Raw genomic sequence first — 14,260 nt, 5'->3', positions numbered from 1 at the left:
TACATCAGGAAACGGCGGGTGCGGGGAAGAGCGGCGGCGGCGCGGACGGCCCCGTCAGCGGTGTCCGGCGGGTACACGGACCGGCTCGGGGACGGCACCGGACACGGCCGGGGCGAGGTGGTGGGCCTTACGGCGCTCCAGGGCACCGGCGAGCACCGCGAGCGCCAGTGCGGCGGCGGCGAGGGCGGCGCCGACCCAGTTCGGGGCGGTGTAGCCGAGCCCGGCGGAGATCACCAGCCCGCCGAGCCAGGCCGAGAGCGCGTTGCCCAGGTTGAAGGCGCCGATGTTGACGGCGGAGGCGAGGGTGGGGGCGCCCGCCGCCTGGTCCAGCACCCGCTTCTGGAGCGGGGGGACGGTGGCGAAGCCGAGCGCGCCGACCAGGGCGATGGTGATCGCGGCCGCGAACTTGTGGTGCGCGGTGACCGTGAACAGCCCCAGGACCAGGGCCAGGGCACCCAGCGAGACATACAGCATCGGCATCAGGGCACGGTCGGCGAACCTGCCCCCGGCCAGGTTGCCGCCGACCATGCCGAGGCCGAAGAGGACCAGCAGCCAGGTGACGGAGGAGTCGGCGAATCCGGCGACCTCGGTCATCATCGGCGCGATGTAGGTGATCGCGGCGAAGACACCGCCGAAGCCCAGCACCGTCATCGCCATGGCGAGCAGCACCTGCACATTGCGGAAGGCGGCCAGCTCGTGGCGGAGGCGCACACCCTCCGGCCTGGGGACCTCGGGGACCAGCTTGGCAATGCCCGCGAGGCCGATCACACCGAGGGCGGCGACGAGGTAGAAGGTGGTCCGCCAGCCCAGCGACTGGCCGATGGAGGTGCCGAGGGGTACGCCGACGACATTGGCGACGGTCAGACCGGTGAACATCATCGAGATGGCTCCGGCCTTCTTCTCGGGGGCGACCAGGTCGGCCGCGACGACCGATCCGATGCCGAAGAACGCGCCGTGGGCGAAGGAGGCGACGATCCGCCCGGTGACCATCACACCGAAGGCCGGGGCGGCGGCCGAGACCACATTGCCCAGGATGAACAGGCCCATCAGCAGCATCAGCATGCGCTTGCGGGAGATCTTCGTGCCGAGTGCGGTCATCAGCGGCGCACCGGTCATGACACCGAGTGCATAGCCGGTCACCAGGAAGCCGGCGGTGGGGATGGAGACACCGAAGTCACCGGCGACCTCGGGCAGCAAGCCCATGATCACGAACTCGGTGGTTCCGATCCCGAAGGCTCCGATGGCCAGGGCCAGCAGGGCGAGGGGCATAGGGGGTTCACTCCAAGCGAGGGCATCCGCGTCTTATGCGCGCCGACAATACTTGCATGGAAAATTAATTGCAAGCGCGCCATATTGCTCACGCTGCGTATCGTCCGGTCGCGATCCGCTGCGGGAAACCGCTTGGTCGCGGCGGTTCCGGGGACGCCGCCGGAAGCCCGGCCAACGTCACTCTGAACGCAACTCGCGCACCGCGCGTATCAACTGCCGGGTCGAGCCTCGTCCGTTGCGGGCGAGCGAACTCGGTGCCCCCCTGACTGGAGGTCATGAGTTGAGCCATAAACGCGTACCGAAGCGCAAGGTTGTCTTCGCGGGGGCCGGTGCGGCCGCCGTCGTCGCGGCGGCGATCCTGCTGCCGAACGCCAACGCCTCCCAGGACGGCGACAAGACCGACCTCCAGCCCAAGAAGGTGAACGCGGCATCCGCGGCGGACATCGCCTCGCAACTGGCGTCCACGCTGGGCGAGGCGTTCGCCGGGGCCTACTACGACAAGGACAAGCAGCAGGTCATCGTGAATGTCGTCGGGGACGGCAACGATGTGGACGTGGAGGTCAAGAAGGCCGGGGCGGTGGCCAGAAGCGTCAAGAACAGCACCGCCGACCTCGAGTCCGCGGCGAAGACGCTGAAGACGAAGGCGACCATTCCCGGCACGGCGTGGTCCGTCGATCCCCAGACCAACGAGATCCGGGTCACCGCGGACCGCACCGTCACCGGCGGGAAGTGGGACACGCTCGAGTCCACCGTCAACTCGCTGGGCAAGGGCGTGGCCACCATCAAGAAGTCCCAAGGCACGTTCAAGCCGTTCGCCGAGGGCGGTGACGCCATCTTCGGCGGCGGGTCGCGGTGTTCGCTCGGGTTCAACGTCACCACGGACAGTGGCGCGCCCGGTTTCATCACCGCCGGACACTGCGGTGTCGCCGCCAAGGAGTGGTCGGACTCCCAGAACGGTGCCCCGATCGGCACCGTGCAGGACGCCACCTTCCCCGGTGACGGCGACTTCGCGCTCGTCACCTACGACGACCCCAACACCGAGGCCCCCAGCACGGTCAACACCGGTGACGGCAACACGGTGAACATCGCCAAGGCGGCCGACGCCACGGTGGGTCAGAAGGTGACCCGGATGGGCAGCACCACCGGCCTCAACGACGGCTCGGTCACCGGTCTGGACGCCACCGTCAACTACCCGGAGGGCACGGTCAGCGGGCTCATCCAGACCGATGTGTGCGCCGAGCCCGGCGACAGCGGCGGCCCCCTGTTCAGCCAGGACGGCAGCGCCATCGGTCTGACCTCGGGCGGCAGCGGCGACTGCACCTCCGGTGGGGAGACCTTCTTCCAGCCGGTGACGACCGCGCTGAAGGCGGTCGGCGCCACCATCGGTGACGACGGCGGCGCTGCCGGAGGCGACGGCGGCGGAGCGGCCGGCAACGGCGGTGGTGCGGCGGACGATCAGGGCGGCGCGGCCGGTAACGGTGGCGCGGCTGGTAAGGGTAAGAAGCAGGGCGGCGCGGGCGACAAGGGCTGATCTCCGTACCCCGGACACACCGGGTGTCCCGCGCCGTCACCGCGGGACACCCGGATGACATCGGCCCACCACTCGTTCCGCCGCGGAACACCGGTCGGGCCACGGTCAGTTGCGCAGCCCCGCCCGCACTCGCTCCAGGGTGATCGGCAGATCGCGGACCCGGACGCCCGTGGCATGGTGCACGGCGTTGGCCACCGCCGCGGCCGTACCGACGATCCCCAGTTCACCGACGCCCTTGGTGCCCAGCGGGTTGAGTTCGCCGTCCTCCTCCTCGAGGCAGTACGCCTCGACATCGCGCACATCGGCGTTCGCCGCCACGTGGTAGGTCGCGAAGTCGTGATTGGCGAAGTCGCCGTAGTGCGGGTCCACGTCGAGCATCTCGTGCAGTGCCATGGACAATCCCATGCACATTCCGCCGCGCAACTGGGACCGTGCGGTGCGGGGGTTGATGATCCGTCCGGCCGTGAACACCCCGAGCAGCCGGTCGACCCGCACCTGGCCGGTGACGGCGTCGACCCGTACCGCGGCGAACTGGGCGCCGAACGAGCAACGGGCGAGCTTCTTCTGCGCCTGGACGTCCTCGGTGGTGTCCGCGCTCAGCTCCAGTCCCTCGGGCGGAACGGCGCCGGAGGTCTCATCGAGCCGTTCGGCGAGCGCCCGGCACACCTTGCTGACCGCCCACCCCCAGGAACTGGTGCCCATGGAGCCGCCCGCCATCGGGGCGTTGCCGTAGACACTGCGGCCGATGTCCAGGGTGACCCGGTCCAGTGCCACGCCGAGTTCATCGGCGGCCACCTGGGTCAGCATGGTGCGCGCGCCGGTGCCGATGTCCGCCGCGGCGATCCGCACCACAAAGCTCCCGTCGGGTTCGGCACGGGCGGTCGCGGTGGCGGGCATGGTGTAGACGGGGTAGTTGCCCGCCGCCACTCCGCTGCCCAGCAGCCATCGCCCGTCCCGGCGGCGGCCGGGCACCGGGTCACGTCCCTCCCAGCCGAAGCGGGCCGCACCCTCGCGCAGACACGCCACCAGATTGCGGCTGCTGAACGGGCGTCCGGACTCGGGATCCACGGCGGGTTCATTGACCACCCTGAGCCGCACCGGGTCCATGCCCAGCGCATCCGCCAGCTCGTCCATCGCGCTCTCCAGCGCGAACATCCCCGGTGCCTCACCGGGGGCGCGCACCCAGGAGGGGGTGGGTACGTCCAGCTGAGCCAGCCGGTGGATGGTGCGGCGGTGGGGCGCGGCGTACATGATGCGGGTGGCGGCCACGGTCTGCTCGCAGTACTCGGTGAGCCGGGAGCTCTGCTGGAGCGCGTTGTGCGAGATGGCGGTGAGACGGCCGTCCCGCTCGGCGGCGAGTCTGACGCGCTGCACGGTGGGCGTCCGGTACGACACCATGCTGAACATCTGCTGCCGGGTCACCGCCAGTTTCACCGGGCGGCCCACGGCGCGGGCGGCCAGCGCGGCGAGCACCGTGGGCGGCCGGGGCACCGCCTTGGAGCCGAAGCCACCGCCGACGTGGTCGGCCACGATCCGTACGCTGCCCCGGGGCAGGCCGAACAGCTCGGCGAGCGCCTCGGCCGTCATCCAGGGTCCCTGGTCGCCGTTGTAGAGGGTGAGCGCGTCACCGTCCCAGACCGCGATGGTGGCGTGGGGCTCCATCGGGGCGGCGTGTTCGGGGGGTGTGGTGTACGTGGCGTCGACGGTGACCGGCGCGGTGGCGAAGGCGGTGTCCACATCGCCGCTCTCCCGCAGCCCGGGGTAGCCCGCGTTGACCGTGTCCGGGACGAAGGCGTTCGGATCGTCGTCGCGCAGTTCGACGTCGTGGCCGTTCTCCTCGTACTCCACGCGCACCGCCGCCGCGGCCTGGCATGCCGTCTCGTAGGTGTCCGCGACCACGGCCGCCACGATCTGGCCGCGGTAGGCGATGTCGGTGGACTGGAGCACGGAGAGTTCGGGGTCCTCGGTGGGGTGCAGCCGCTGCACGTTCCCGCTGTCGAGTACGGCCACCACACCGGGCAGCGCCAGCGCCCCGCCGCCGTCGACACCGCGCACCCGGCCGCGGGCCACGGTGGACTGCACCGCCCAGGCGTAGAGGGCGTCCCGTACCGGGTATTCGTACGCGTAGAGCGCGGCGCCGGTGACCTTGTCGCGTCCCTCGATCCGGGTCACGTCGGCGCCCACGGACCTTTCGAGCGTGGTCATCGCCCTTCCCCTCCGACGAGCTCCAGCACGGTGGCGGTGATGAGGTCCACCGCGAGGTCGATCTTGAACGCGTTCCTCGGCAGCGGGCGCGCCGACGCGAACTCGGCCCGGGCCGCCGAGCGCAGCGCCTCCTCGGTCGGACGGCGGCCGGCGAGCTGCTCCTCGGCCCGGCGGGCCCGCCAGGGCAGCGGCGCCACTCCGCCGAGTGCCAGCCGGATCTCGCTCAGCGTGCCGTCGGGCCCGGTGGCGGCCACGGCGGCGACGGATACCAGGGCGAAGGCGTAGGACCAGCGGTCGCGGACCTTGCGGTAGCACATGGCGGCCCCCGCGGGTGGCGGTGGCAGCTCCACACCGGTGATCAGCTCCCCGGCTTCGAGCACGGTCTCCCGCTCCGGAGTGTCGCCGGGCAGCAGATAGAAGTCGGTCAGCGGCACCGAGCGGGTGTCTCCTCCGGCGCGCCGGAGGTGGACGACGGCGTCGAGCGCGGCCATCGGCACCGCCATGTCGGACGGGTGCGTGGCCACGCAGGCGTCGGAGGTGCCCAGGACGGCGAGGTCGCGGTGGCTGCCCTCGAGGGCCGAACACCCGCTCCCCGGCTCGCGTTTGTTGCACGCCTTGGTGACGTCCTGGAAGTACACACAGCGGGTGCGCTGGAGCAGATTGCCGCCGGTGGTGGCTCTGGTGCGCAACTGTCCGGAGGCTCCGGCGAGCACCGCCTCGGCCACCGCCGGGAAGCGCCTCCGGATACCGCGGTCGCCGGAGAGCACACTGTTGGAGACCAGCGAGCCGATCAGCACGCTGCCGTCGGCGCGGTGCTCGATGCTGTCGTACGGCAGACCGGTGATGTCGACGAGCAGGGTGGGTTCGGCCACGCCCAGCTTCATCAGGTCCACCAGGTTGGTGCCACCGGCCAGATACATGGCGTCGGCGGTGTCCGTGACACGTGTGGCGGCGGCCTCGGGCGCGGTGGCGCGTTCGTAGGCGAAGGGTTTCATCGGGCACCGCCCGGTGCGGTGGCGCGGGTGGCCCTTCCGCCATTGCCCCCGGAGACCTCACGGATCGCGTCCACGATGCCCCGGTAGGCGCCGCAGCGGCAGAGGTTGCCGCTCATCCGCTCCCGGATCTCATCGGTGTCCAGGGGCTGTGCCGCGGGGACACCGGCGGCCACGTCCTCGGTGACATGGCTGGGCCAGCCGCGTGCGGCCTCGGTGAGGGCGCCGATCGCCGAGCAGATCTGGCCGGGTGTGCAGTAGCCGCACTGGAAGCCGTCGTGATCGAGGAACGCCTGCTGGAGCGGGTGGAGTTCACCGGTCGCCGTCAGGGCGGCGATCCCCTCGATCGTGGTGATGTCATGACCGGCCGCCGCCACCGCCAGCACCAGACAGCTGTTGACGCGCTCGCCGTCGACGAGGACCGTACAGGCTCCGCACTGCCCGTGGTCACAGCCCTTCTTGGCCCCGGTCAGCGCCAGGTGTTCGCGCAGGGCGTCCAGCAGCGTCACCCGGTTGTCGAGCGTGAGGGCCCGGTCAGCACCGTTGACACGCAGGGTGAGATCGGTGTGATACGTGTGCGCTGTCACACCCTTCAGCGTGGCACCGGGGTGAGGGCCCCGCATCTCCAGCGGGCCGCCCCACGGTCATGCCTCGGGTGGCGGGGGCAGCCGCAGATGAGCCAGGTCGGCGGGGACCGGGGTGCGCGGGCGGTAGAACGGCGGGGCCGGGTCGGCCGCGGGCGAGTCGGCAAGCCGGAAGCGTTCGCGCAGCCGCCGGTAGAACTCCATGGGCTCCAGCCGCACCAGCCGCAGCCGGTCCGGCGCCCGGTAGGCCGCCACCCAGTCCCCCGGCTCCAGAACACCGCGCAACTGGCCGTCGATGCTCACCGCCACCCGCCCCGAATGGGGCAGCACCCGTACGGCGACGGCCTCGTCGACAGCGGCCACGACGGTGCGGTCGAAGGCGATGTGCGGGGCCACCGGGGTGAACACCAGCGCGTCCATGGACGGGGAGACGACGGGGCCACCCGCGGCGAAGCTGTAGGCGGTGGAGCCGGTGGGCGTGGCCACGATGATCGCGTCGGCCGAGTAGGACGCGAGCAACTGACCGGCCACATACACCCCGAGGCTGGCCTGCCGGTCACGGGCCAGCTTCTCGAAGACCACATCGTTGACGGCGACCACATCGAGGGCGACGCCCCAGCCGACCTCCTCCGGGCTGCCGGGGCGGACCTTCGGTGGTGGCAGGACGGGGCCGCGGCCATAGCGCAGCAGCGCCTCCATGCCGACGGGCAGTTCCAGGAGCCGCGAGGCGCGCAGGGTGAGCAGCATGCGTTCCTCGACCGTGGCGCCGCCCGCGTGCACCGTGTCCAGCGCGGTTTCCACCTGGTCGGGGGTGATTTCGGTGAGGAAGCCGACCCGGCCGACGTTCACCCCCAGCGCGGAGCCCCCGTCCTTGGCGGCGATGCGGGCGCCGCGCAGAAAGGTGCCGTCGCCGCCGAAGGTGACGATCAGATCGGGGTGCCCGGCCGCGTCGGCCTCCTCCTGGGCGCTGCGCCGTGGGTGGTCGCCGCGCCATACGTCGATCTCGGTGCAGGGGAGGGCATGGGCGGCGGCCCACGCACTCGCGGCACGGGCCGCCGCGACGGCAGCGGGTCGGGCCCGGTGGATCACCAGGCCGAGCCGGGTGACAGCCATGACTTCCACCGTAGAGCGGGGCGCCGCGGAGCGCGCCCCGGTCGGCGTCCTGGGCGGGGTCGACTGTCCGGGTGCGCGACGCCACACCGGGGTTCCCGAAGGTGAACGGATGTTCTGATCTAAGGTGTTGAGTACAGAGACCTGCGCAGGTACCACCACGTCGATACTGGGACCGGACGAGGCCAGGCAGAGTCAGGGATGGTGCAGTTGATGGAGAGCCGAGGACGTACCGCGCTGGTCGAGGACCTGATGGAGCGCTTCCCCCAGGTGCCCCGGGAAGCCGTCCTCAAAGAGGACCTGTTGCGCGGTGGCATGGCCTTCGACGAGTCGGCGCTGAGTGGCAACGAGGACGGCGATGTCAAGCCGAAGTCGTATTTCATCTTCTCCTTCGACCACCGCACCCTGCCGGAGCTGGGCGCGGCGGCCCTCAACCGGCCGCCCGAGGAGATCGTGCTCACCGGCGGGCCCTACGAGCTGCGCCGCACCGTGGTGTCCGTGCGGGTCAATCCGGCGTCGCCGTATGTGGTGCGGGCCGGGGAGGACGGGGCACTGGGCCTGTATCTGGACGGCCGCCGGATCGCGGACGTGGGTCTGCCGCCGATGCCGGACTACTACCGCCACACGCTGGCGAACGGCAAGTCGGTGATGGAGGTGGCGCCGACCATCCAGTGGGGCTACCTCGTCTATCTGACGGTGTTCCGGGTGTGCCAGTACTTCGGCGCCAAGGAGGAGTGCCAGTACTGCGACATCAACCACAACTGGCGTCAGCACAAGGCGGCCGGGCGCCCGTACACCGGGGTGAAGCCGGTCGAGGAGGTGCTGGAGGCGCTGGAGATCATCGACCGGCATGACACCGGCCGCACCTCCCAGGCGTACACGCTCACCGGCGGCGCCATCACCTCGCAGGTGGGCGGCCGGGACGAGGCCGACTTCTACGGCCGGTACGCGAAGGCCATCGAGGAGCGCTTCCCCGGCCGGTGGATCGGCAAGGTGGTGGCGCAGGCGCTGCCCAAGGCGGACGTACAGCGGTTCCACGACTACGGGGTCCGGATCTACCACCCCAACTTCGAGGTGTGGGACCGGCGTCTGTTCGAGCTGTACTGCCCGGGCAAGGAACGCTACGTCGGCCGTGACGAGTGGCACCGCCGCATCCTGGACTCGACCGAGGTGTTCGGCGCCCGCAATGTGATCCCCAACTTCGTGGCGGGCGTGGAGATGGCCGAGCCCTTCGGCTTCACCTCGGTGGGCGAGGCCATCGAATCGACCGCCGAAGGACTGCGGTTCTTCATGTCGCACGGGGTGGTGCCCCGCTTCACCACCTGGTGTCCGGAGCCGACCACACCACTGGGCAAGGCCAATCCGCAGGGCGCCCCGCTGGAGTACCACATCCGCCTGCTGGAGACCTACCGGGCGACGCTGGAGGACTTCGGGCTGACCTCGCCTCCCGGTTACGGTCCGCCGGGGCCGGGCCGGGCGGTGTTCTCGGTGAGCTCCTTCATGGACAGTCTGCCCGCCGCGGAGCCGGACACGGAGCCGGTGGCGCACTGATCCACGCGGAGAGCGCGTGCCACGCGACCGGGTCTCCCCCGCCGCGTGGCACGGTGCGCGTCTCAGTCGAGTCCGGACGCCTTGAGGATCTCGCGGGCGGTGCCGCCGTCGATGCGCTCGCCCAGCCGGTCGAGTACGGCGGCGCCGTGCCGCAGGGTGCCGCGCTGACGGGAGCGGCGGGCGCCCGCGTCCAGCCGGTGCCACAGCAGGGGATTGGCCACCAGCACATCGGGGTCGAGCTCCACCGCGTGGCCGTGCGCATCACGCAGCACCAGCCGGGTGGAAATGGATCCGTACTCCATCACCGAGACCAGGGCGTCGGTGCGCACCCGGCGTTCGCACAGCAGTCCGCGGACGGCGAGCCAGCCGTCGCCGGCGGTGACCCGGGCCGGGCGGAGCACCATGAACACCACGGCGCCGATCAACGCCCACAGATCGGCACGGCCGACGGTGAGCCCGCCCGAGCCCCAGTCGAGGAGGGTGGTCAGCACCACGAACGTCAGCGCGCAGTATGCCGCGCACCGGGCGTCCCCGCGCCACCGGCGGTCGCTGTCGGAGTGCGCGGACACCGGGTGCCCGGCGCGCTGCCCGCCGGGCACCGGGGCCGGTCGTTCCGTTCCCCGTCCCATGTCTCCACGCTAGGCCGAACGGGGGTCCGGTGCCTGTTGTGCTGACGCGTTCCGTACGCCGGACGGCCCGGCCTTGACGGAACGCTGACGCTCAGCCGACGTGGACATGGGGGCGGCGGGCGCGGTCGGGTTCGGCCTCCCGCAGCACCTCGCGGGTGACAGGCGCGACCTCGCCCTGCCCGAAGAGGAAGAAGCGCAGGAAGTGGGCGAGCGGATTGCCCTCGGTCCACTCGAAGTAGATGTGCGGCCGCTGTCCGGTCTCGTCCCGCACCCGCAGCACCAGGGCGGCCAGTGCGTTGGGGATGGTGGCGCTCTGGAGGGTGAGCACCCGGTAGCGTCCGTGCACGACCTCTCCGCACACCCGCAACTCGCTCTCGAACTCCGACGGGTCGGCGACGGTGACCTCGACGAAGATGATGTCCTCCTCCGGCGGGATGTCGTTGTCGGTGCGGATCTGGTGCTGTTTCTCGCGGTACTCGGCCAGGTCGCGGCGTTCGGGCTTGTTGGCGATGAAGCGGATCCTGCGGTGGGCGATGTCGCGGATGAACCGCTCGGCCATGGCGTCGAAGGTCACGCTGGTCACCCGCAGTTCGAAGGCGCGGGCGACACGGGAGAGCAGGGACACGGCCATGATGCCTGCGATGAAACAGGCGCCGATCTTGACGCCGTCGGGCCGCTCGATGACGTTGACCGCCGTGGTGTACAGGAAGACCAGCGAGATGACCCCGAAGCCGAGGCTCCAGCCGCGCTGCCGGGCCCGCCGGGCGGCGATGGTGACGGCGATGGCGGCGGAGGTGATGAGCACCAGGACACCGGTGGCATAGGCGCCGCCCTGGGCGTCCACGTTCGCCTCGAAGATCCAGGTGACCAGGAACGCGACGAGGATGAAGACCAGCACCATCGGGCGGACCGCGCGCGCCCAGTGGGGAGCCATGCCGTAGCGCGGCAGATAGCGGGGCATGAGGTTGAGCAGCCCGGCCATGGCCGAGGCCCCGGCGAACCAGAGGATGGCGATGGTGGAGGCGTCGTAGACGCTGCCGAAGGCCGATCCCAGGTACTCGTGGGCGAGATAGGCCAGGGCGCGGCCGTTGGCCGGGCCGCCCTCCTCGAAAGCCTTCTGCGGGATCAGCAGGGTGGTGATGAAGCTGGAGGTGATCAGGAAGACACTCATGATCACCGCGGCGGTGGTCAGCAGCTTCCGGGCGCCGTGGATCCGCCCGGTGGGGCGTTCCTCGGTGTCCCCGGGTTTGCCCTCGATATGCGGCATCACGGCCACGCCGGTCTCGAACCCGGACAGGCCCAGCGCCAGCTTGGGGAAGATGATCAGGGCCACCCCGACCATCACCAGCGGACTGCCGCGTTCGGCGGTCAGGGCGTTCGACCAGTCGGGGATGACATGCGGGGCGGTGAACACATGCCACAGTCCGACCGCCACCACCACGGCGTTGAGCAGCAGATACACCCCGACCAGGGCCACCGCGATCCCGATGGCCTCGGTGAACCCCTTGAGGAACACCGCGCCCAGCATGCCGACGAGGATCAGTGTGACGGCCACCTCATGGCCGTGCAGGGCGCTGGTGAGATGGGGGTTCTCCACCAGGTGGGCGGTGGCGTCGGCGGCCGAGAGGGTGATGGTGATGAGGAAGTCGGTGGCGGCGAAGCCCAGCAGGGTGAGGACGAACAGCTTGCCCTTCCAGAACGTGAGCAGCCGCTCCAGCATGGCGATCGACCCCTGACCGTGCGGGCTCTCCTCGGCCACCCGCCGGTAGACCGGCAGCGCGCCCACCAGGGTGACCACCACCAGCACCACGGTGGCCAGCGGGGAGAGCAGTCCGGCCGCCAGCGCGGCGATACCCGGCTGGTAACCCAGTGTGGAGAAGTAGTCGAGACCGGTCAGGCACATCACCCGCCACCAGGGGTGTCCCTTGTCCGCGGATTCCGGCTGGGCATGAGGTCCGGGCTGGCGCCTGGCCATGTCCGTCAGCCCCTCCAGCAGCCACGCGCGGAAGCGGTGCCGCGGGCCGCCGTCGGATACGGCGCCGTCGTGGGTGGGGCCGGCCACGGTGTGCTCCTGTCGTCCAGCGAAGGTTTTCGGCCAACGGTGAGACGCTGCGGCCAGCGTATGCGGACCGGCCGGTCTCCACCCGGTCGGCGCCGTCGATCCGGTGCGCTGGGATGACATCGCTTTCTCAGCGGACTCTCATCTTCGGTCCCTACGGTCCGCCCCATGGACACCACCACCAGGACCGACCATTCGACCGACCCCGTGAAGGCGGGGGATGCACCCGAGGACGCCGGGCAGAAGACGGCGGAGGGTGCCCCGGAGGCGGTCGAGGACCGCACGGAATCCCCTGACGGGGATCACGCCACGGACGACCACCACCCCGACCACGATCCCGCCGGGGATGACCGGGACGATCAGCCCGCGCCGCGGGCGGCCACCCCCGGAGTGCTCCCGGGCGCCGCCGCGGTCGTCGCCGCGGGCCTGGGCTTCGCCTCGGTCAGCGGCACCTGGCTCGGCACGATGATGCAGGAGCGCAAGCAGCTGACCGGGCAGATCGCGGCCCAGTCCGGCTCGGCCGGAGACCAGATCGCCGCGTTGTACGGCACCCCGTGGCACACCGCCGCCCTGGTCAACGGGATCTTCGCGCTGGCCGCCGTGGTGATCGCCGCGGTGGTACTGACGCGCCGCCACCCCTCGGCGCCGGACACCTCCTCGGCTTCGGCCGCCGCCCCGTGGATCACGGCGGTGGCCTGGGGCGCCGTGCTGCTCGGCATCCTCGGGCTGCTCATCGCCGCGGCGATGGGTCTCGATCTGTTCACCGCGCTCCCCACGGTTCCCTCCTCACCCGGTGGCGCCACCGGGTGACCCCTGGCCGGAAACGCTCCATGGGCCGGATCGCTCCCGAGGGGAGCGATCCGGCCCTCGCGTCGCGGCGGCTGGTGCGGGCGCAGGGGAATGACACCGCCGGGTACGGGTACCCGGCTTCGCGGCAGCCCGGATCAGCCGACTTGTGTACGGAGGCACTACTCATGGGCTTGGGCGGTTGCATACTCATGATCGCGGTGGGGGGTATCCTCACCTTCGCTACGGACTGGGACGCCAATGGCTTCAACGTCCAGTTGGTGGGCCTGATCCTGATGGCCGTCGGGGTCATCGGGATGGCCGCGTACGTCAGCGTCTACAAGCGTCGGCGTGTGATCGCGCCGACGACGGCGACACCGGTGGTCGAGGACCCCGAACACCGGCACCACCACCACACCATGTGAGTCCGCGGCGCCCCTTCGTCCGAGATGGCTCCCGTGACGGCGGGGGCCGTCTCCGCTGTGGTATCCCGGAGGCGAGATGACCGAACCACTGCCGTATCCGCGGGTGCTGGCCCCCGAGGCGCATGGGCCGGAGCATGTGGCGCTCGACACCGAGGGCCGGATCCTGACCGGGACCGCGGACGGGGCGGTCCGGCGGCTCACGCTGTCCCCCGCGCGGGACCGGGCCGGGTCGGAGGTGATCGCGCGCACCGGTGGCAGACCGCTGGGACTGGCCCCCTCCCCCGACGGCGGGGTGCTGGTGTGCGACGCCCGCCGCGGACTGCTGGCCGTCTCCCCGGCCGACGGTGCGGTACGGGTGCTGGCCGACGAGGTGGACGGCGAACCGCTCCGCTTTTGCTCCAATGTGGCCGTGGCGGCGGACGGCACCGTCTACTTCACCGTCTCCAGCCGCCGTTACGCCCTGGAGGCGTGGCTCGGCGACATCCTCGAGCACCGGGGCACCGGGCGGTTGCTCCGGCTGACTCCGGGCGGCCGCCCGGAGGTGCTGCTGGACGGACTCCAGTTCGCCAACGGCGTCGCGCTGGCCGAGGACGAGTCGTTCGTGGCCGTGGTGGAGACCGGCGCCTACCGGATCAGCCGTCTGTGGCTGACCGGTCCCCGGGCCGGGCGGCGGGACACCCTCCTCGGCGGTCTGCCGGGCTTCCCGGACAATCTCACCCGTGGCCCCGGCGGGCTGTTCTGGGTCGCCCTGGCCGGACCGCGGGAGCCCGCCGTGGACTGGTTGCACCGGGCCTCACCCGCCGTCAGGAGGGCGGCGTGGCGGGCGGTGCGGCGCTTCGCCCCCGGCCCGCGGCCGACGGTACGGATCCTTGCCGTGGGCGCCGACGGCCGGGTGGCCCACCACCTGGTGCACCGCCGGTCCCCGTACCGGATGGCCACGAGCGTCTGTGTCACCGGCCGCCATCTGGTGCTGGGGAGCCTGGTGGAACGGGGGGTGGCGGTATGCGACCTGGGCTCCCCGCCGGTGCCCGGTCCCCAGCCCGGTCCGGGGTCCGGCGCTCAGGGCACGATCGCGTCCACATAACCGCCGTCCACCCGCACCGCGGCCCCGGTGGTCGC

General features: G+C 71.3%; 12 protein-coding genes. 5 read left to right on the top strand and 7 right to left on the bottom strand.

Annotated elements, in window-relative coordinates; genetic code table 11:
* Positions 1 to 54 precede the first annotated feature (54 nt).
* Positions 55 to 1,269: an MFS transporter gene (locus JK363_RS12810; protein ID WP_201874943.1), complete on the bottom strand. Its 1,215-nt coding sequence runs from the start codon at positions 1,267 to 1,269 to the stop codon at positions 55 to 57.
* Positions 1,270 to 1,549: 280 nt separating this feature from the next.
* Between JK363_RS12810 and JK363_RS12805 the strand changes: the two genes are divergently transcribed.
* Positions 1,550 to 2,800: a S1 family peptidase gene (locus tag JK363_RS12805; RefSeq protein WP_201874941.1), complete on the top strand. Its 1,251-nt coding sequence runs from the start codon at positions 1,550 to 1,552 to the stop codon at positions 2,798 to 2,800.
* Positions 2,801 to 2,905: 105 nt separating this feature from the next.
* Here JK363_RS12805 and JK363_RS12800 read toward each other — a convergent pair whose 3' ends face one another.
* From JK363_RS12800 to JK363_RS12785, 4 genes are read right to left on the bottom strand one after another with little or no spacing between them, the layout of a single operon-like run.
* Entirely contained in the window at positions 2,906 to 5,005 is a 2,100-nt protein-coding gene (locus JK363_RS12800) for a xanthine dehydrogenase family protein molybdopterin-binding subunit (RefSeq protein ID WP_201874938.1), read from the bottom strand.
* A complete protein-coding gene (locus JK363_RS12795) occupies positions 5,002 to 6,000 on the bottom strand; it encodes an FAD binding domain-containing protein (RefSeq protein ID WP_201874936.1) in 999 nt (332 codons plus the stop codon). The genes JK363_RS12800 and JK363_RS12795 overlap by 4 nt, the downstream gene beginning before the upstream one ends.
* Positions 5,997 to 6,620: a 2Fe-2S iron-sulfur cluster-binding protein gene (locus JK363_RS12790; RefSeq protein WP_201874933.1), complete on the bottom strand. Its 624-nt coding sequence runs from the start codon at positions 6,618 to 6,620 to the stop codon at positions 5,997 to 5,999. Before JK363_RS12790 ends, JK363_RS12795 begins: the two co-directional genes overlap by 4 nt.
* A 21-nt stretch (positions 6,621 to 6,641) precedes the next feature.
* On the bottom strand, positions 6,642 to 7,694 hold the full coding sequence (locus JK363_RS12785) for an NAD(+)/NADH kinase (protein ID WP_201874931.1): 1,053 nt from the start codon (positions 7,692 to 7,694) through the stop codon (positions 6,642 to 6,644).
* A gap of 210 nt (positions 7,695 to 7,904) precedes the next feature.
* Between JK363_RS12785 and JK363_RS12780 the strand changes: the two genes are divergently transcribed.
* The gene (locus JK363_RS12780) at positions 7,905 to 9,242 is read left to right on the top strand and encodes a radical SAM protein (protein WP_201874929.1); all 1,338 of its coding nucleotides are present in this window, start codon (positions 7,905 to 7,907) and stop codon (positions 9,240 to 9,242) included.
* Positions 9,243 to 9,304: 62 nt separating this feature from the next.
* Here JK363_RS12780 and JK363_RS12775 read toward each other — a convergent pair whose 3' ends face one another.
* Together JK363_RS12775 and JK363_RS12770 are read right to left on the bottom strand one after the other, a co-directional pair.
* The gene (locus JK363_RS12775) at positions 9,305 to 9,871 is read right to left on the bottom strand and encodes a hypothetical protein (protein WP_307821702.1); all 567 of its coding nucleotides are present in this window, start codon (positions 9,869 to 9,871) and stop codon (positions 9,305 to 9,307) included.
* A 91-nt stretch (positions 9,872 to 9,962) separates the two neighbouring features.
* Positions 9,963 to 11,933 (bottom strand): APC family permease, encoded by a 1,971-nt coding sequence (locus JK363_RS12770; protein WP_201874927.1) that lies wholly within the window; start codon positions 11,931 to 11,933, stop codon positions 9,963 to 9,965.
* Positions 11,934 to 12,098: 165 nt separating this feature from the next.
* Here JK363_RS12770 and JK363_RS12765 point away from each other — a divergent pair, with 165 nt between their 5' ends.
* From JK363_RS12765 to JK363_RS12755, 3 genes are all read left to right on the top strand, one after another.
* A complete protein-coding gene (locus tag JK363_RS12765) occupies positions 12,099 to 12,740 on the top strand; it encodes a hypothetical protein (RefSeq protein WP_201874926.1) in 642 nt (213 codons plus the stop codon).
* Positions 12,741 to 12,904: 164 nt separating this feature from the next.
* Positions 12,905 to 13,141: a hypothetical protein gene (locus JK363_RS12760; RefSeq protein ID WP_201874924.1), complete on the top strand. Its 237-nt coding sequence runs from the start codon at positions 12,905 to 12,907 to the stop codon at positions 13,139 to 13,141.
* Positions 13,142 to 13,217: 76 nt separating this feature from the next.
* Positions 13,218 to 14,225 carry an SMP-30/gluconolactonase/LRE family protein gene (locus JK363_RS12755; RefSeq protein ID WP_201874922.1) on the top strand — a complete coding sequence of 336 codons (1,008 nt, stop codon included), beginning with the start codon at positions 13,218 to 13,220 and terminating at the stop codon, positions 14,223 to 14,225.
* Positions 14,226 to 14,260: the final 35 nt, after the last annotated feature.

The organism is Streptomyces coffeae, assembly GCF_016741875.1.
Taxonomy (GTDB): domain Bacteria; phylum Actinomycetota; class Actinomycetes; order Streptomycetales; family Streptomycetaceae; genus Streptomyces; species Streptomyces coffeae.
This window is presented reverse-complemented; position numbering and strand designations above follow the sequence as displayed.